Origin of the sequence: Nocardioides seonyuensis, from assembly GCF_004683965.1 — a bacterium.
In the GTDB taxonomy this organism is placed as follows: Bacteria; Actinomycetota; Actinomycetes; order Propionibacteriales; family Nocardioidaceae; genus Nocardioides; species Nocardioides seonyuensis.
On the sequence record NZ_CP038436.1, the window covers coordinates 129,342 to 146,662 of the forward strand.

Consider the following 17,321-nt stretch of genomic DNA (forward strand, 5'->3'; position numbering starts at 1 on the left):
CCGTGCTCCGTGGCCGTCGAGCGCACCCTACGCCCGGGGCAGGCGGTCAGGCACGAGCCGTCAACCGAGGTCGAGGAAGTTCTCCAGGCCGACCGTCAGGCCGGGGTGATCGGTGATCGCGCGGAGTCCCGTGAGCACGCCGGGGGTGAAGGAAGCCCGGTCGAGGGAGTCGTGCCGGATGGTCAGGGTCTCCCCCACTCCCCCCAGGACCACCTCCTGGTGGGCGACGAGGCCCCTGATGCGCAGCCCGTGCACCCGGACCCCGTCGACGTCGGCGCCGCGGGCTCCGTCCAGGACGGTGGACGTGGCGTCGGGCATCGTCCCCATGCCTGCGTCACGCCGGGCCGCGGCGATGAGCGCCGCGGTACGACGCGCGGTGCCGGACGGTGCGTCCGCCTTGTCGGGGTGGTGCAGCTCGACGATCTCGGCCGACTCGAAGAACGGGGCCGCTCGCGCAGCGAAGTGCATCATCAAGATGGCGCCGATGGAGAAGTTGGGCGCGATCAGCACTCCCGCCCTCGGCTCGTCTCCGAGCCAGCCTCGGAGCTGCTCGAGCCTGTCGTCGTCGAACCCGGTGGTGCCGACGACTGCGTGGATGCCGTGCTCGATGCAGAAGCGCAGGTTGTCCATGACGACGTCCGGGTGGGTGAAGTCGACCACGGCCTCGACACCGGCGCGCACCAGCTCCTCGATGTCGTCGCCGGCGTCCACCTGGGCCACCAGCTCGGTGTCCGGGGCGCCCTCGACCGCCCGGCAGACCTCACGGCCGACCTTTCCACGCGCACCCAGGACACCCACTCGCAGCTTCTGGCTCATGGCTCCCAACCTAGTGCCGGGCCGTCCGTGGGGAGTGGCGGTGGCTGACTGGTGAACTCGGGTCTGGCAGGCTGTCGTCCATGCGGCAACAGACCATCCCACCGCGCATCAAGTGGGCAGTGGACCTGATGGACGTCCAGCCGAGCGACCAGGTCCTCGAGATCGGTTGTGGTCCCGGCGCCGGGGCAGAGGCGATCTGCGCCCGGCTCGAGACCGGCAAGCTGTTCGCGATCGACCGCTCGGAGTCGGGTGTCGACCGCACCAAGCGGCGCAACCAGAAGCACGTCGACGCCGGCCGGCTCGTCGTCCGTCAGATCGACCTGGCCACCCTGCGCGTCCCCGTCAAGCGCCTCAACAAGGTCTTCGCCTTCAACGTCAACCTCTTCTGGGTGCGCCCCTGTGAGGACGAGGTGGCACTGCTCCACGAGCGCGTCGTCCCGGGCGGCGCGGTCTACCTGTTCTACGAGGCCAACCGACCCGAGCTCGTCCCCAACATCGTCAAGCTCGCCTCCGAGAACCTCATGCGAGGCGGCTTCCGCGTCAGCGTGGTGGAGCAGAAGGCGCCGCCCGTCATCGGCATCATCGGCCGCCGCTGAGTCAGGCCGGCCCGACGACGGCGAGGATCTCCTGCTGGCCGAAGAGCTCTGCTGCCAGCGCGCGGACGTCCTCGAGGGTGACTGCCTCGATCCGTGCCACCACCTCGTCCAGGGTCAGCAGCCCGTCGTAGACGAGCTCGGCCTTGCCCAGGCGTGACATCCGCGAGCCGGAGTCCTCCAGCCCGAGCAGCAGTCCGCCCTTGAGCTGGCCCTTGCCGCGCTCGAGCTCCTCGGCGGTGATGCCCTCGGCAGCGACCTTCGCGAGCTCGGCACGCACCGTGGCCAGCACGGCGTCGTACTTGGCCGGGAGGCACCCGACCGAGACGCCGACCACGCCGGCGTCGGCGTGGTGGCTCGCGAACGAGTAGACCGAGTAGGCCAGTCCACGGAGCTCGCGCACCTCCTGGAAGAGGCGGGAGGACGTGCCGCCACCGAGCGCGGTGTTGAGCACGCCCAGCACGAAGCGACGCTCGTCGGTGCGGGTCAGGCCCTTCACCCCGAGCACGAGGTTGACCTGCTCGAGGGGGCGTGTGGTCCGCGACTCCCCGGGGTGCACGGCGCGGGCGCGCGAGGTGAGTCTCGGCTCCGCGGGCGTCGCCTCGCCGTCGAGGAATCCCTGGCGGGAGAACGCCTTGCGCACCATCCGGACCACGGCGGTGTGGTCGACGTTGCCGGCGACCGCGACCACCATGTGCTCGGGCCGGTAGTGACGCTTGTAGAAGCGGTGGATCTGGGCGCGCGTCATGGCGGAGATCGACGCCTCGGTGCCCGCGATCGGGCGGCCGAGCGGCGAATCACCCCACGCCTGCTGCGCGAAGAGGTTGTGGACGACGTCGTCGGGATCATCGTCGTGCATGGCGATCTCGTCGAGGATGACGTCCCTCTCGGCCTCCACGTCGGCCTTGGCGATCACCGAGGCGGTGACCATGTCGCCCAGGACGTCGACGGCGATCGGGAGGTGCTCGTCGAGCACGCGAGCGTGGAAGACGGTGTACTCCTTGGCGGTGAACGCGTTGAACTCACCGCCGATGGTGTCGAGCTCGACGGAGATGTCGAGAGCGCTGCGCTCGGGGGTTCCCTTGAAGAGCAGGTGCTCGAGGAAGTGGGAGCAGCCGTGCAGGCTGGGGGTCTCGTGACGCGAGCCCACGTCCACCCAGACGCCGATGCTCGCCGACCGGGTCCCGGCCATCTGCTCGGTGAGGATGCGCAGCCCGCTGGGCAGGACGGTACGACGCACCCGCGAGGTCACCTGCCCCCCGCTGTCCTTGACGGTCTGGAGGGTCCTGGTGGTGCCCTGCTTCGAAGCGTTGTTCTGCACTGATGCCTTTCTGCGGGAGAAACAGGACCGGCCGGCAGGTTCCCTGCCGGCCGGTCGTGACGGAGCTTCAGGTCACTCGGACGCGGCGTCCTCGTCGGCGGGCTCGGTCGCCTCGTCGGCGGACTCCTCCACCACGGGGACGAGCGAGAGCTTGCCGCGGTCGTCGATCTCACCGATCTCGACCTGGATCTTCTGGCCGACGGAGACGACGTCCTCGACGGCGTCGACACGCTTGCCGCCGGCGAGGGAGCGCAGCTTGCTGATGTGCAGCAGACCGTCCCTGCCGGGCATGAGCGAGACGAAGGCACCGAAGTTGGTGGTCTTCACGACCGTGCCGAGGTAGCGCTCGCCGACCTCGGGCATCGTCGGGTTGGCGATGGCGTTGACCGCAGCCTTGGCCGCCTCGGCAGCCTCACCGTTGGTGGCCCCGATGTAGACCGTGCCGTCGTCCTCGATCGAGAGCGTGGCCCCGGTGTCGTCCTGGATCTGGTTGATGACCTTGCCCTTGGGCCCGATCACCTCGCCGATCTTGTCGACGGGCACCTGGACGGTGATGATCCGCGGCGCGTGGATCGACATCTCCTCGGGCGCGTCGATGGCCTCGGCCATCACGTCGAGGATCGCGATCCTGGCGTCGCGGGCCTGGGTCAGCGCGCTGGCCAGGACCTCGGCGGGAATGCCGTCGAGCTTGGTGTCGAGCTGGAGCGCGGTGACGAACTCGCGAGTGCCGGCGACCTTGAAGTCCATGTCACCGAACGCGTCCTCGGCACCGAGGATGTCGGTGAGGGCGACGTACTGGGTCTGTCCGTCGACCTCGTCGGAGATGAGACCCATCGCGATGCCCGCGACGGAGGCCTTCAGCGGCACGCCGGCCTGGAGCAGCGAGAGCGTCGAGGCGCACACCGAGCCCATCGAGGTCGAGCCGTTGGAGCCCATGGCCTCGGAGAGCTGGCGGATCGCGTAGGGGAACTCCTCGCGGCTGGGGAGCACCGGCAGGATGGCGCGGCGCGCGAGCGCACCGTGACCGACCTCGCGACGCTTGGGCGAGCCCACCCGGCCGGTCTCGCCGGTGGAGAACGGCGGGAAGACGTACTTGTGCATGTAGCGGCGGTGCTTCTCCGGCGACAACGTGTCCAGCTGCTGCTCAAGCTTGAGCATGTTGAGGGTGGTGACGCCCAGGATCTGGGTCTCACCGCGCTCGAACAGGGCCGAGCCGTGGACGCGCGGGATCACGCCGACCTCGGAGTGCAGCGGGCGGATGTCGGCCGGGCCGCGGCCGTCGATGCGGACCTTGTCGCGCAGGACGCGCTCGCGCACCAGGGACTTGTTCAGCGAGCGGAACGCAGCCCCGATCTCCTTCTCGCGGCCCTCGAACTGACCGGAGAGCTTGTCCAGCACCTGGGCCTTGAGCTCGTCGGTGCGGTCGTTGCGCTCCTCCTTGCCCGCGATCTGCATCGCGGCGGCGAGGTCGTCGCGCACGGCAGCCTCGACGGCGGCGTAGACGTCGTCCTCGTAGTCGAGGAAGATCGGGAACTCCTGAACCGGCTTGGCCGACTCCTTGGCGAGCTCGACCTGGGCCTCGATGAGCTGCTTGATGAACGGCTTTGCGGCGTCGAGGCCACTGGCCACGACCTCCTCCGTGGGGGCCTGCTGGCCGCCCTGGACGAGCTCGATGACCTGCTCGGTCGCTTCGGCCTCGACCATCATGATCGCGACGTCACCGGTGTCGGTGACCCGGCCCGCGACGACCATGTCGAACACGGCCTCCTCGAGCTGGGAGTGCGTGGGGAACGCGACCCACTGGCCCTTGATCAGGGCGACGCGGACGCCACCGACCGGGCCGGAGAACGGCAGGCCGGAGAGCTGGGTCGACAGCGACGCGGCGTTGATGGCCAGCACGTCGTAGGGCATGTCGGGGTCGAGCGCCATCACGGTGATGACGACCTGGACCTCGTTGCGCAGGCCCTTCTTGAAGGTGGGGCGCAGCGGCCGGTCGATGAGACGGCAGGTGAGGATCGCGTCCTCGCCGGGACGACCCTCACTGCGGAAGAACGAGCCGGGGATCTGGCCCACGGCGTACATCCGCTCCTCGACGTCGATCGTCAGGGGGAAGAAGTCGAAGTGGTCCTTGGGCGTCTTGCCCGCGGTCGTCGCCGAGAGCAGCATCGTCTCGTCGTCGATGTAGGCCGTGACGGAGCCGGCTGCCTGGCGGGCCAGCAGACCCGTCTCGAACTTGATGGTGCGCTTGCCGAAGCTGCCGTTGTCGAGGACTGTCTCGACTGCGGCGATGGTGGGTTCACTCATGGAAGCAGGTCCCTGCTTTCTCTTCTCGGAGTGATCCGCGGCGTCCGCCTGCGTGGGCGGATCATCGAAGGTTGCCCGCCAGCATTGCGTCTCCGGTGTGGAGGGGCCGGTCTTCGATCGAGGCCCTCGGTGTCGGCGCGAGGCCGAACCGGGAGCCACTACCGAGGACCGAGCCGGACGTTGCGGGTCACTCCTGGTGTGGTGTGTGTTGAGTTGTTAAACGAAGCGGAGCGGCTCCCCGGCAGGGAGCCGCTCCGGAGAGTCAGCGACGAAGGCCGAGACGCTCGACGATCGAGCGGTAGCGCGCGATCTCGGTCTTCTGCAGGTAGTTGAGGAGCCGGCGGCGCTGGCCCACGAGGAGCAGCAGCCCGCGGCGGCTGTGGTGGTCGTGCTTGTGCTGCTTGAGGTGCTCGGTGAGGTGGGAGATGCGGTGGCTGAGCAGCGCGATCTGGACCTCGGGAGAGCCGGTGTCGCCCTCGGTGGTGGCGTACTCGGCGATGATCTTCTTCTTGGTCTCAGCGTCGGTTCCGACAGTCATGAGGGCTCCTTGTTTTCTCTCGTTGCGCGGCGCGCCGGAGCTTGTCCATCCGGGCACTGGGATCCGCGGCCGTTGCACGGCAACATGGGGAGGCTATCAGCGGCGCCGGAGGCCTCCCAAAACGCGGACGTGGCCCGCTCGGCACGCTCCGACCCCGCACACTGGAGGCATGACCCTCCAGCCCGAGACCCTCGCCGTTCACGCCGGACAGGAGGAGGCCGACTCGGCCACCAACTCCCGTGCCGTGCCGATCTACCAGACCACGAGCTACGTGTTCAACGACACCGAGCACGCGGCCAACCTGTTCTCCCTCGCCGAGCCGGGCAACATCTACACCCGCATCATGAACCCCACCCAGGACGTGTTCGAGCAGCGGATGACCCAGCTCGAGGGCGGGGTCGGCGCCCTGGCTGTCGCCTCGGGCTCGACCGCCACGACCTACGCGGTGCTCAACCTGACCTACGCCGGTGACAACATCGTCGCGCTGTCGACGCTCTACGGCGGCACCTACGCGCTGTTCGCGCACACGCTCCCCCAGTTCGGCATCGAGGTCCGGTTCGTCGACCCGGGCAAGCCGGAGGAGCTCGCCAAGCACGTCGACGAGAAGACGAAGCTCGTCTTCGGCGAGACGATCGGCAACCCGCGCATCAACGTGGTCGACCTCGACGCCTGGGCCGACGCCGCGCACGCCCAGGGCCTGCCGCTCATCATCGACAACACCGCGCCCACGCCCTACCTGTGCAAGCCCTTCGAGCACGGTGTCGACGTGGTGGTGCACGCCGCGACCAAGTACATCGGCGGCCACGGCACGTCCATCGGCGGCGTGATCGTCGACTCCGGCAACTTCGACTGGGCCGCCCACTCCGAGAGGTTCCCGGGTCTCACCCAGCCCGACGCCGCCTACCACGGCGTCGTGTGGACCGAGGCCGTCGGCAACCTCGCCTACATCATCCGGGCGCGCACCGTGCTGCTGCGCAACACGGGTGCGGCGACGACCCCCTTCAACTCCTGGCTGTTCCTCCAGGGCCTGGAGACGCTCCACCTGCGCATGGAGCGCCACAGCGAGAACGCCCTCAAGGTCGCGCAGTGGCTGGCCGCGCGCGAGGACGTGGCTTGGGTGAACTACCCCGGCCTCGAGACCGACAGCTCCCACGCGACCGCCGACAAGGTCCTCACCGGGCGTGGGTACGGCGGCCTGGTCTCCTTCGGGATCAAGGGCGGCCGCGACGCGGGCAAGGCGTTCGTCGAGGGGCTGGGGCTGTTCAGCCACCTCGCCAACATCGGCGACGCCAAGTCGCTGGCCATCCACAACGCCACGACCACCCACTCGCAGCTCACGCCCGAGGAGCTCGAGGCGGCCGGCGTCCCGGAGGACATGGTGCGCCTCTCCATCGGCATCGAGCACGTCGACGACATCCTCGCCGACCTCGAGCAGGCCCTCACCAAGGCAACCGGCGGGACGCAGTAGCCGCGGACGTGCCGGACGCCCGCACCACATACCGGCTGACCCTCGACGAGCCGCTGCGGCTCGAGGGGGGTCGGGTGCTCCCCCACGTCGAGGTGGCCTACGAGACCTGGGGCGAGCTCGACGACGCCGGGTCCAACGCCGTGTTCATCGCCCATGCGCTGACCGGCGACTCGCATGCGAGCGGGACCACCGACGACCCGGGCTGGTGGGACACCATGGTCGGACCCGGGCGACCCGTGGACACCGACAGGTTCTTCGTCGTGTGCGCCAACCTCCTGGGCGGGTGCCGCGGCACGACGGGCCCCGCGTCGATCGACCCCGCCACCGGGGCGTCGTACGCCCTGGACTTCCCGCTGCTCTCGATCCGCGACTTCGTGGAGGTGCACCGCCGGCTCGTCCGGCACCTGGGCATCACGCGGCTGCTCGCCGTCGTGGGCGGCTCGCTCGGGGGCATGCAGGCACTCCAGTGGGCGCTCGACGCCCCGGACGAGGTGGCCAACGCCGTGGTCGTGGCGGCCTCGAGCCGGTTGTCGGCGCAGAACATCGCCTTCTCGGCGGTGGCCAGGTCGGCCATCATGCGTGACCCCGAGTTCTCCGAGGGAAGGTACGACGAGGGCGGCGGACCCCGCTCCGGGCTCGCCACGGCACGGATGATGGCCCACATCACCTACCTCTCGGAGGAGGCGATGGCCTCGAAGTTCGGGCGGCGGATCCAGGATGCCGACGAGCCCAGGCGACGGTTCGGGGTCGACTTCGCGGTCGAGTCCTACCTCGAGCACCAGGGCAGCACCTTCCTGGACCGCTTCGACCCCCTCTCCTACCTCTACCTCTCGCGAGCCCTGGACTACTTCGACCCGTTCTCCGAGCCGGGGGCCCTCGACGCGGCCGCATCGTGCCCACGTCCTCCCAGGTTCCTGGTCATGTCCTTCGACTCGGACTGGCGGTTCTCCACCGAGCACTCGCGACGCATCACACGCAGGCTCGAAGGTGCCCGGCTGCCGACCTCCTTCCGCGAGATCGGCTCGCCCCACGGGCACGACTCGTTCCTCCTCGACGTCCCCGACTACCTCACGACCGTCGCGGCCTTCCTGGACCGCGCCCACGAGGAGGCCGGTCGTGCGTCCTGACCTCGAAGTGGTCGCCGGGCTCGTCCCACCCGGGTCGCGCGTCCTCGACCTGGGCTGCGGCTCCGGCGAGCTGCTGGACCACCTCACCCGCGAGGGAGGCTGCACCGGCACCGGAGTCGACAGCGACCCCGACTCGCTCGTGGCGGCCATCCGCCGGGGTGTGCCCGTCATCGACCTCGACATCGACTCCCAGCTCGACCAGTTCGGCGACGGCTCCTACGACCTGGTCGTGGTCTCCCAGACGCTCCAGGCCACGCGCCGTCCCGACGACATCCTGGGCGAGGTGGGTCGCATCGCGGGTCGAGGCATCGTGTCGATCCCCAACTTCGCCCTCTGGCGACACCGCCTGGCTCTCCTGCTCCGGGGCCGGATGCCCGTCTCGCCGGTCCTTCCCCACCCGTGGTACGCCACTCCCAACATCCACCTGGCCAGCCTCGTCGACGTGGAGGAGCTCTTCGCGACCGCGGGGATGCGCGTCCAGGAGCGGGTGCTGCTCGACTCGTCGGGTCGGCGCACCGTCCTGGCACGGCGAGGCCCCGCCAACCTCGTGGCTGGCGGGGCCGTCTACCTGCTGGTCTCTCAGACTGCCGGCGGTGCCGGCGGGTCGGACTCGCTCGTCCGCTGAGTCGAGGCCTGGCGGCCCTCCGCATCCGTCGTGGTGGCCGTGGTGGTGTGACGTCGCTTGGTGTTCTGCTGCGCGATGACGAGAAGCAGCCAGACCACGCCCGCGCCCGCCAGGATCAGCCCGAGCGTCCAGACGTTGAGCGGGCCGACCTGCTGCTCCCTGAGGGCAAAGGTCAGGATCAGGCCCAGCACGATGAGACCGATCGGTCCTCCGTATCCCATGGCACGACTCCGGTTCTGTGAGTGGATGTGTCGACCGACAGCCTAGGGTGCGTCAGTCGCCCAGGGCCGCACGCGCGCGTCGTACGTCGTCGTGCATGGTCTCGACCAGGGCGTCGATGCCCTCGAACTTCACCATCCCGCGGAGCCTCTCGACGAACGACACCTCGACCTCGAGGCCGTAGAGCTCGAGGTCGTCGCGGTCCAGGACGTAGGACTCGACGCGGCGCGCACGCTCTCCGGCGAAGGTGGGGTTGGTGCCCACCGAGATGGCCGCGGGAAACCGCTCGTCCGTGTCGAGCCGGGTCAGCCACCCCGCGTAGACGCCGTCGGCCGGAGCTGCGTCCACCGGGGGCACGGGGACGTTAGCCGTCGGGAAGCCCAGCTCACGTCCGCGCTTGTCGCCCTCCACGACGACGCCCCGGACGGTGAACGGACGGCCGAGGGCCTCGGCCGCTCCCGAGACGTCACCGGTGGACAGGCACTGGCGCACGTAGGTGGAGCTCCACACCTGGGGTCCGCCGTCGAGCGGGACGCCGACCGTCTCGAAGCCGCCTGCCTCGCCCGCCTCGCGCAGGCTGGTCACGTCCCCCGCTGCTCGGGCCCCGAAGCGGAAGTTCGCGCCCACCACGACCCCGCGGGCGTGCAGGGCGTCGACCAGGACGCGGTCGATGAACTGCTGGGGAGTCCAGCTCGCGACCTCCCGGCTGAACGGCACCACGAGGATGGCGTCCACGCCGACGGTGTCGAGCAGGCGCGACCGGGTCGGGATCGAGGTGAGCGTCGGTGGGGCGTGCTCGGGGCGCAGCACCGCCATGGGGTGCGGGTCGAAGGTGACGACCACCACCGTGTCGACACCCAGGCGAGCGGCCGTGGCGCGAGCCTCTCTCAGGACGTGCTGGTGGCCCAGGTGGACGCCGTCGAAGTTGCCGATGCTCACGACCGTGCGACCGAGGTCGGCCGGGACGTCGTCGATGTGATGCCAGATCTGCACCCGCGCAGCCTAGCGACGCGGGCCTCCCGGCCCGCGTCGCAGTGCTGCTGCGGTCACCTCAGCCTGATCGCGCGGTACATGCCCATGAACGCATGGGGCATGCCACCCATGTCGGCGTCGGGCCAGAAGCAGGCGAGGACGTAGTCGCCCTTGGGCAGCTTGTAGTTCATGGCGACGGTGTGACCCGGGGAGACGACGCCGCTGTCGTAGGCGCCGTCGAATCGCACCGGCGGCGGCCCCTGCTCTCCGTTCATCGTCGCCTCGACCCAGCGCCTGAAGTCCTTGACCGTCTTGCCCTTCTTGAGCCTCATCAGCCCCACGAAGTGGTTTGCCGAGCTGAAGTTCTCGAAGGTGAGCATGCCCTTGCGATCGATGGTCTTCGGGTTCTTCGCCCACGTCGCCTTCTTGGTCGCCCTGATCGTCGCGCCCGAGGGCATCGTGCCTCCGGCATCGGCGCCCGCCACGGTGAACTGCGTGAACGCCGAGGCCTTGTTCTTCTCGATGTCGGTCGCGTAGTAGGTGCCGGCCGGCAGGTCGAGCGTCACCTTTCCGACGGTCCCGGGCATGACGGTGACACCGCCCAGGAGGGTGACGTTCGCCTCGAAGCGCTTGAACGGCTTCACCTTGCCCTTGTTGAGGCCGTTGTCGATGTCGGCGATGGCCTGGTCCAGGGTGTAGCCGTCGGCGAGCTGTGCCAGCTGGAAGCCGGATCGCTTCGCCTCCGTCGTGACGCGGAACTCGTTCACGCCCGGCTGGAGCGTCGTCGGCAGCGTCACTGCGTGCGTCTTGCTGATGCTCACCTCGACGGTGGCGGCGCTCGAGGACGCGGAGGTCTCCGCGGCCGATGCGCTGGTGACTGTGGTGATCGAGGCTGCTCCCAGGAGTGCCACCCCCGACACGAGCACTCGTAGCTTCCTGAAGTCCATGCTTCCCCCAACGGGCGATGTGGATCGGTGGTCTCAGCCAGCGTGTGCAGCAGGACCGCCCCCTGTCACGCCCGATTCTGGTGAGAAGCGTGCTCGTCCAGCCTGCTGTCGTCAGCCGACGAACACGGCCACCGGGGTCGCTCGACCGCCCTTCGGGGCGTAGAGGGCCAGGAACTCGCCGTCCGGGGCGAACAACGCGTGCTCGCCCTCCCCGGGAAGTGCCAGGTCCAGGGCCCGGCCGTAGCGCACGTGCTGGGCCTGCTCCTCCGAGAGGTCGACGCCGGGGAAGGTCGCCCGCGCAGCGTCCGCGATGGCAACGACGGCGAAGTCGTCGGCCAGCTCCTCGAGGGTCCTGGCGCGTGCGAGGTCGAAGGGACCCACGGCTGTACGGCGCAGCGCGGTGAGGTGGCCGCCGACCCCGAGGGTCTCCCCCACGTCGCGGGCGATGGCCCGGACGTAGGTGCCGCTCGAGCACCGCATCGAGATGTCGATGTCGAGGAAGTCGTCCACGACGCGCTGGCCGAGCACCTCCAGGGCGTGCACCGTCACCGGGCGCGCCTTCAGCTCCACCTGCTCGCCGTCGCGGACCCGCGCGTAGGCGCGCTTGCCGTCGATCTTGATCGCCGAGACCGCTGTCGGGACCTGCATGATCTCGCCGACCTGAGCGGCGAACGCGGCGGCGACGCCCGCTGGCTCGAGGTGACCCGCAGGCGCGGTGTCGACGAGCTCACCCTCGGCGTCGTCGGTCGTGGTCGTGGCGCCCAGCCGCACGGTGGCGTCGTACGACTTCTCGGTGAGCATGAGGTGGCCCAGCAGCCGGGTGGCGCGATCGACCCCGAGCACGAGCACCCCGGTGGCCATCGGGTCGAGCGTGCCGGCATGGCCGACCTTGCGGGTGCCTGCAAGGCGGCGGACCCGTGCCACCACGTCGTGGGAGGTCATGCCCGCGGCCTTGTCGACGACGACCAGACCGGGTGTGGGGGCCATCAGCCCTCGTCGTCCTCGTCCTCGTCGTCGAGGTCGTCGTCCTGGACCACCCGAGGCTTCTTGTAGGGGTCAGGCTCGCCTGCGTAGGCCTCGACGCGGCGCGCGGCGACCTCCTCGTCCTGCTTCCGGGCCCGCTCGAGCACCTCGTCGAGAGCGCGGGCGCTCTCGGGAAGGGCGTCGGGGAAGAACGACAGCGTCGGCACGATGCGCATGCCCAGCTGCTTGGCGACCTCGGACCGGATCACGCCCTTGGCGGACTCGAGCGCCGCAGCCGTGCTCGCACGCTCCTCGTCACCGCCGAGAACCGTGTAGAAGATGCTCGCCTGCTGGCTGTCGCCGGTGACCCGGACGTCGGTCACGGTCACGAAGCCCAGCCGCGGGTCCTTGACCCGGCGCTCGAGCATCTCGGCGACGATGACCTGGATGCGGTCGGCGATCTTGCGGATGCGGGGGTTGCTCATGTGCTCACTCTCTCAAAATGACTCTTCAGTGATCCCCGGCTGACCGGCGACCACTGAAGTTGTCAGGCCTTGCAAGGGCCGACATGCTCGGCGATCCCCGGCTGACCGGGGATCGCCGAGCACGAGGTCGGCCTGGGTGGTGGGGATCAGCCCCGCGGGATCTCGCGCATCTCGAAGGACTCCACGAAGTCGCCGATCTTGATGTCCTGGTAGTTCTTCAGCACCAGACCGCACTCGAAGCCCTCGCGGACCTCGGACGCGTCGTCCTTCTCGCGACGCAGCGAGGCGAGGTCGAGGTTGTCGGCCACGACCTGGTTGTCACGCAGCACCCGCACCTTGGCGTTGCGGCGGATGACACCGGAGGTGACCATGCAGCCCGCGATGTTGCCGGTCTTGGACGAGCGGAAGATCTCGCGGATCTCCGCCTGACCCAGGGCGACCTCTTCGTACTCGGGCTTGAGCATCCCCTTCAGCGCCGCCTCGATCTCCTCGATGGCGTTGTAGATGACGCTGTAGTAGCGGATCTCGACACCCTCGCGCTCGGCCATCTCGGTCGCCTTGCCCTGCGGGCGGACGTTGAAGCCGATGATGATGGCGTCGGAGGCTGCCGCCAGGTCGACGTTGGTCTCGGTGATGGCGCCGACTCCGCGGTCGATGACGCGGATGGAGACCTCGTCACCGCCCACATCGATCTTGGCGAGCGCGTCCTCGAGGGCCTCGACCGAACCGGACACGTCACCCTTGAGGATGAGGTTGAGCTCCTGGCTCTCGCCCTTCTCCATGGAGGCCATGAAGTCCTCGAGGCTGCGGCGCACGCGACGCTTGGCCTGCATGGCCGCCCGCTCGCGGGACTCGCGCTTCTCGGCGATCTGGCGGGCCATGCGGTCGTCCTCGACCACGATGAAGTTCTGGCCCGCACCGGGAACCGCGCTCAGGCCGAGCACCATCGCCGGGCGCGACGGGTCTGCCTCGGCGATCTCGTTGCCGAACTCGTCGAGCATCGCCCGGACGCGGCCGTGGGCCGGACCGGCCACGATCGAGTCGCCGACCCGCAGGGTGCCGCGCTGGACGAGGACCGTTGCGACCGGGCCGCGACCACGGTCGAGGTGGGCCTCGACGACGAGGCCCTGGGCGTCCTGGTCGGGGTTGGCCCGCAGGTCGAGCGAGGCGTCGGCGGTGAGGACGACGGCCTCGAGCAGCTTGTCGAGGTTGAGCCCCGCCTTGGCGGAGACGTCGACGAACATGGCGTCGCCGCCGTACTCCTCGGGGATCAGGCCGTACTCGGTCAGCTGACCTCGCACCTTGGTGGAGTCGGCCTCGGGCTTGTCGATCTTGTTGACCGCGACCACGATCGGGACACCGGCGGCCTTGGCGTGGTTGAGCGCCTCGACCGTCTGCGGCATCACGCCGTCGTCGGCCGCCACCACGAGGATCGCGATGTCGGTCGCCTGGGCACCACGAGCACGCATGGCGGTGAACGCCTCGTGACCCGGGGTGTCGATGAAGGTGATGCGGCGTTCCTGGTCGTCGACGAGGGTCTGCACCTGGTAGGCACCGATGTGCTGGGTGATGCCACCTGCCTCCTTGTCGCCCACGTTGGCGTTGCGGAGGGCGTCGAGGAGCCTGGTCTTTCCGTGGTCGACGTGACCCATCACGGTGACGACGGGCGGACGCACGGCGAGGTCGCCCTCGTCGCCCTCGTCCTCGCCGAACTCGATGTCGAAGGACTCGAGCAGCTCGCGGTCCTCGTCCTCGGGGGAGACGACCTGGACGACGTAGTTGAGCTCCTCGCCGAGCAGCTCGAACGTCTCGTCGCCGACGGACTGGGTCGCGGTCACCATCTCGCCGAGCGAGAACAGCATCTGCACCAACGCCGCAGGATCGACGCCGATGCGCTCGGCGAAGTCGGTCAGGGAGGCGCCGCGCGGCAGGCGGACGGTCTCGCCGTTGCCCTTGCGGACGCGCACGCCGCCGATCGTCGGGGCCTCCATGGCCTCGAACTCCATGCGACGGGCACGCTTGGACTTGCGGCCTCGACGCGACGGACCCCCTGCGCGCCCGAAGGCGCCCTGGGTCTGACCGCGCTGGCCGGGACGTCCACCACCGGGGCGTCCGCCACCGGGGAAGCCGCCGGGACGACCGGGAGCACCGCCCCCGCCACCGGGGCCACCGCGACCGGGAGCACCACCGGGGCCACCGCGACCGGGAGCACCACCGGGGCCACCGCGACCGGGAGCACCACCGGGGCCACCACGAGCGGGACGCCCGCCGGGACCGGAGCCGAAGGCTGCCGGGGACTTCGGCATCATCGCCGGGTTGGGCCGCGGCATGCCCGGGGCGCCACCCTCACGTGCTGCCGGCGGGCGAGGTGCCCGCGTGTCGTCGGGGCGCGCAGGAGCCGGCCGGCTGCCCATGCCCTGACTGGGCGCGAACGGGTTGTTGCCCGGACGCGGGGCTCCGGGCCGGCCCACGGGACGCGGGCCGGGAGTTCCACCGGGGCGGGGTGCCGCAGGAGCGGTGCCCTCGCCGGACTCCGGCGTGGCAGGTGCCTGCGGCGCAGCGGCAGCGGGCGCCTGGGGCTCGGGTGCGGGCTCCGCGACCGGCTCTGCCACGGGCTCCGCGACAGGCTCGGCGGGAGCGGCCTTGGGCCCCGGCCTGGGACCTGGCCTGGGCGCTGTGGACGCCGCAGGGGCCGCGGGGGCCTCGGCGTCAGGCGCGGCGGCCGGCTTCTTGGCGGCGGTCTTCTTGGCGGGTGCCGGCTCGGCGGCGGGCGCGGCTGCGCCGGCGGCCTTCAGCTGGTCGGCGTACTGCTTCTTGAACCGCATCTCGACGGGGGGCTCGACAGTCGAGGAAGCCGACTTGACGAACTCGCCCATCTCCTTGAGCTTCTCGAGAACGAACTTGCTCTCGACTCCGAACTCCTTGGCGAGTTCGTGGACTCGGGTCTTGGCCACAATTCTCCTTCTGGCCCGAGTCCCGGATCGCAGGGTGCGGCGGGGTGGTTCGGACCGTTAGCGGGTGTGCAAACTCATCGGGAACTACTCATCGAGTGCTCATGAGCTGCTGCTCCAGTTTCTGGTCGGTCTTGGCTTGGTCATGTGTCGAGCGAGGCGAGGTAGTCGCTCACCCGTGTGCTGCTCAGCGCTCCCTCGACCCTGAGGGCCCTGGGAAACGCCCGCCGGCGCACGGCGAGGTCGAAGCACTCGGACGTGGGGTGCACGTGCGCCCCGCGGCCAGGTGCCGTGCGCCCCGGATCGGGGGTGAGGACCAGGTGGCCCTCGCCGTCCGAGCCTGCAGTCACACGCAACAACTCGCTCGCGGTGACCCGCTCACGACACCCGACACAGGTCCGCACAGGACCGGGGACAGGGTTGATCGACGAGCGTGCCACCAAGGAAGAACCCTACCGCCTCGAGGCGGAATACCGAACTCAGTCCTCCGGGGCGGGGGCCTCGTCGGACCGGATGTCGATGCGCCAGCCCGTCAGGCGTGCCGCGAGCCGGGCGTTCTGGCCCTCCTTGCCGATCGCCAGCGACAGCTGGAAGTCGGGTACGACGACGCGGCAGGACCGGGCGGCCAGGTCGAGGATCTCCACCGAGGTCACGCGAGCCGGCGACAGCGCGTGCCCCACCAGCTCGGCGGGGTCGTCCGACCAGTCGACGATGTCGATCTTCTCGCCGTGGAGCTCGCTCATGACGTTCCGGACACGCTGGCCCATCGGGCCGATGCAGGCACCCTTGGGGTTGACGCCGGGCACGGAGGTGCGCACCGCGATCTTGGTGCGGTGACCGGCCTCGCGGGCGATGCCGGCGATCTCGACGGTCCCGTCGGCGATCTCGGGCACCTCCAGCGCGAAGAGCTTGCGCACGAGGTTGGGGTGGCTGCGGGAGAGGGTGATCTGGGGGCCGCGCATGCCCTTGCGCACTGACACCACCAGGCACTTGATGCGCTCGCCGTGGACGTAGGACTCGCCCGGCACCCGCTCGCCGACAGGCAGGAGCGCCTCGATCTTGCCGAGGTCGACCATGACGTCGTCGGGGTTGCGACCCTGCTGGATGATCCCGGAGATGATGTCGCCCTCCTTGCCGGCGAACTCCCCGAACTTGATCTCGTCCTCGGCGTCGCGCAGGCGCTGCAGCATCACCTGCTTGGCCGTCGTCGCAGCGATGCGGCCGAACCCCTCGGGGGTGTCGTCGTACTCCCCGATCTTGTTGCCGTCGTCGTCGAGCTCGGCGGCGAAGACGGTCACGTGACCGGTCTTGCGGTCGAGCTCGACCCGGGCGTGCTGCTGGGCCTCCGCCGTGCGCTGGTAGGCGATCAGCAGCGCCTGCTCGATGGCGTCGGCGAGGACCTCGAAGGAGATCTCCTTCTCGCGCTCCAGCATCCGCAGGATGCTCAGGTCGATGTCCATCAGGAGTCCTTCCCCTGCTCGCGGTCGGCGTCGCTCTTGCGGTTGAACTCGATCTGGACCAGTGCCTTGGCGACGTCGCCGAGGGCCAGCTCGCGGGACACTCCGTCGACCTCGAGGGTGACGGTGTCGTCGGTCGAGGACGTGATCCGTCCGATGACCACCTCGCCGCCCCGGAGGTCGGCCTTGACGAGGCGGCCGGCGTTGCGACGCCAGTGACGCGGCAGCGTCAGCGGCCGGTCGACCCCGCGCGAGGTGACCTCGAGGGTGTAGGGCTGCTCCCCCATCACGTCGGACTCGTCGAGGACGCGGGAGACCTCGCGGGTGGCCTCGGCGACGTCGTCGAGGGTGACACCGCCGTCCTTGTCGACCGCGACCCGCAGCACGCGACGCTTGCCCGCGGGGGTCACCTCCACCGCCTCGACGTCGAGGCCCTTCGCACTCAGGGGGTCGACCAGCTCCGCCTCGATGCGGTCCCTGGTGGCGTCCTGCTTGGGGGTGCTCACGACGGGTGACCTCCTTGTGCTGTTGTAGG

At 69.9% G+C, this 17,321-nt stretch carries 17 protein-coding genes; 4 read left to right on the forward strand and 13 right to left on the reverse strand.

Annotation, left to right across the window (positions count from 1 at the left end; translation table 11 throughout):
• Positions 1 to 60: 60 nt before the first annotated feature.
• On the reverse strand, positions 61 to 816 hold the full coding sequence (gene dapB, locus EXE58_RS00640) for a 4-hydroxy-tetrahydrodipicolinate reductase (protein WP_135266099.1): 756 nt from the start codon (positions 814 to 816) through the stop codon (positions 61 to 63).
• 80 nt (positions 817 to 896) lie between these two features.
• Between dapB and EXE58_RS00645 the strand changes: the two genes are divergently transcribed.
• Positions 897 to 1,412 (forward strand): class I SAM-dependent methyltransferase, encoded by a 516-nt coding sequence (locus EXE58_RS00645; RefSeq protein WP_135266100.1) that lies wholly within the window; start codon positions 897 to 899, stop codon positions 1,410 to 1,412.
• A 1-nt stretch (position 1,413) separates the two neighbouring features.
• On the opposite strand, the gene EXE58_RS00650 is transcribed toward EXE58_RS00645, so the two are convergent.
• The 3 genes from EXE58_RS00650 to rpsO all read right to left on the reverse strand — a co-directional run bounded on the left by EXE58_RS00650 (position 1,414) and on the right by rpsO (position 5,572).
• Positions 1,414 to 2,730: a M16 family metallopeptidase gene (locus tag EXE58_RS00650; protein ID WP_135266101.1), complete on the reverse strand. Its 1,317-nt coding sequence runs from the start codon at positions 2,728 to 2,730 to the stop codon at positions 1,414 to 1,416.
• Positions 2,731 to 2,802: 72 nt separating this feature from the next.
• Complete coding sequence (locus tag EXE58_RS00655) at positions 2,803 to 5,034, reverse strand: polyribonucleotide nucleotidyltransferase (protein WP_135266102.1); 2,232 nt, start codon at positions 5,032 to 5,034, stop codon at positions 2,803 to 2,805.
• Positions 5,035 to 5,296: 262 nt separating this feature from the next.
• Positions 5,297 to 5,572, reverse strand: coding sequence for a 30S ribosomal protein S15 (rpsO, locus tag EXE58_RS00660; protein WP_135266103.1), 276 nt, complete (start codon positions 5,570 to 5,572; stop codon positions 5,297 to 5,299).
• A gap of 169 nt (positions 5,573 to 5,741) precedes the next feature.
• Here rpsO and EXE58_RS00665 point away from each other — a divergent pair, with 169 nt between their 5' ends.
• From EXE58_RS00665 to metW, 3 genes are read left to right on the forward strand one after another with little or no spacing between them, the layout of a single operon-like run.
• Positions 5,742 to 7,040, forward strand: coding sequence for an O-acetylhomoserine aminocarboxypropyltransferase/cysteine synthase family protein (locus tag EXE58_RS00665; RefSeq protein WP_135266104.1), 1,299 nt, complete (start codon positions 5,742 to 5,744; stop codon positions 7,038 to 7,040).
• A gap of 8 nt (positions 7,041 to 7,048) precedes the next feature.
• A complete protein-coding gene (gene metX / locus EXE58_RS19880; RefSeq protein WP_244242361.1) occupies positions 7,049 to 8,167 on the forward strand; it encodes a homoserine O-acetyltransferase MetX in 1,119 nt (372 codons plus the stop codon).
• The gene (gene metW, locus EXE58_RS19885) at positions 8,157 to 8,792 is read left to right on the forward strand and encodes a methionine biosynthesis protein MetW (RefSeq protein ID WP_244242362.1); all 636 of its coding nucleotides are present in this window, start codon (positions 8,157 to 8,159) and stop codon (positions 8,790 to 8,792) included. Before metX ends, metW begins: the two co-directional genes overlap by 11 nt.
• Here metW and EXE58_RS00675 read toward each other — a convergent pair.
• The 9 genes from EXE58_RS00675 to rimP form a co-directional block, all read right to left on the reverse strand.
• Positions 8,747 to 9,013: a DUF6458 family protein gene (locus EXE58_RS00675; RefSeq protein WP_135266105.1), complete on the reverse strand. Its 267-nt coding sequence runs from the start codon at positions 9,011 to 9,013 to the stop codon at positions 8,747 to 8,749. The genes metW and EXE58_RS00675 overlap by 46 nt on opposite strands.
• A 52-nt stretch (positions 9,014 to 9,065) precedes the next feature.
• Positions 9,066 to 10,004 (reverse strand): bifunctional riboflavin kinase/FAD synthetase, encoded by a 939-nt coding sequence (locus EXE58_RS00680; protein WP_135266106.1) that lies wholly within the window; start codon positions 10,002 to 10,004, stop codon positions 9,066 to 9,068.
• A gap of 53 nt (positions 10,005 to 10,057) precedes the next feature.
• The gene (locus EXE58_RS00685) at positions 10,058 to 10,930 is read right to left on the reverse strand and encodes a hypothetical protein (protein WP_135266107.1); all 873 of its coding nucleotides are present in this window, start codon (positions 10,928 to 10,930) and stop codon (positions 10,058 to 10,060) included.
• A 111-nt stretch (positions 10,931 to 11,041) separates the two neighbouring features.
• Positions 11,042 to 11,917, reverse strand: coding sequence for a tRNA pseudouridine(55) synthase TruB (truB, locus tag EXE58_RS00690; protein WP_135266108.1), 876 nt, complete (start codon positions 11,915 to 11,917; stop codon positions 11,042 to 11,044).
• Entirely contained in the window at positions 11,917 to 12,378 is a 462-nt protein-coding gene (gene rbfA / locus EXE58_RS00695; protein WP_135266109.1) for a 30S ribosome-binding factor RbfA, read from the reverse strand. Before rbfA ends, truB begins: the two co-directional genes overlap by 1 nt.
• A 146-nt stretch (positions 12,379 to 12,524) precedes the next feature.
• Positions 12,525 to 15,332 (reverse strand): translation initiation factor IF-2, encoded by a 2,808-nt coding sequence (infB, locus tag EXE58_RS00700; protein ID WP_135266110.1) that lies wholly within the window; start codon positions 15,330 to 15,332, stop codon positions 12,525 to 12,527.
• Between the two features lie 140 nt (positions 15,333 to 15,472).
• A complete protein-coding gene (locus tag EXE58_RS00705) occupies positions 15,473 to 15,769 on the reverse strand; it encodes a YlxR family protein (protein ID WP_341869523.1) in 297 nt (98 codons plus the stop codon).
• A gap of 39 nt (positions 15,770 to 15,808) precedes the next feature.
• Entirely contained in the window at positions 15,809 to 16,789 is a 981-nt protein-coding gene (nusA, locus tag EXE58_RS00710; RefSeq protein WP_135266111.1) for a transcription termination factor NusA, read from the reverse strand.
• Entirely contained in the window at positions 16,789 to 17,292 is a 504-nt protein-coding gene (gene rimP, locus EXE58_RS00715) for a ribosome maturation factor RimP (RefSeq protein WP_135266112.1), read from the reverse strand. Before rimP ends, nusA begins: the two co-directional genes overlap by 1 nt.
• Positions 17,293 to 17,321: the final 29 nt, after the last annotated feature.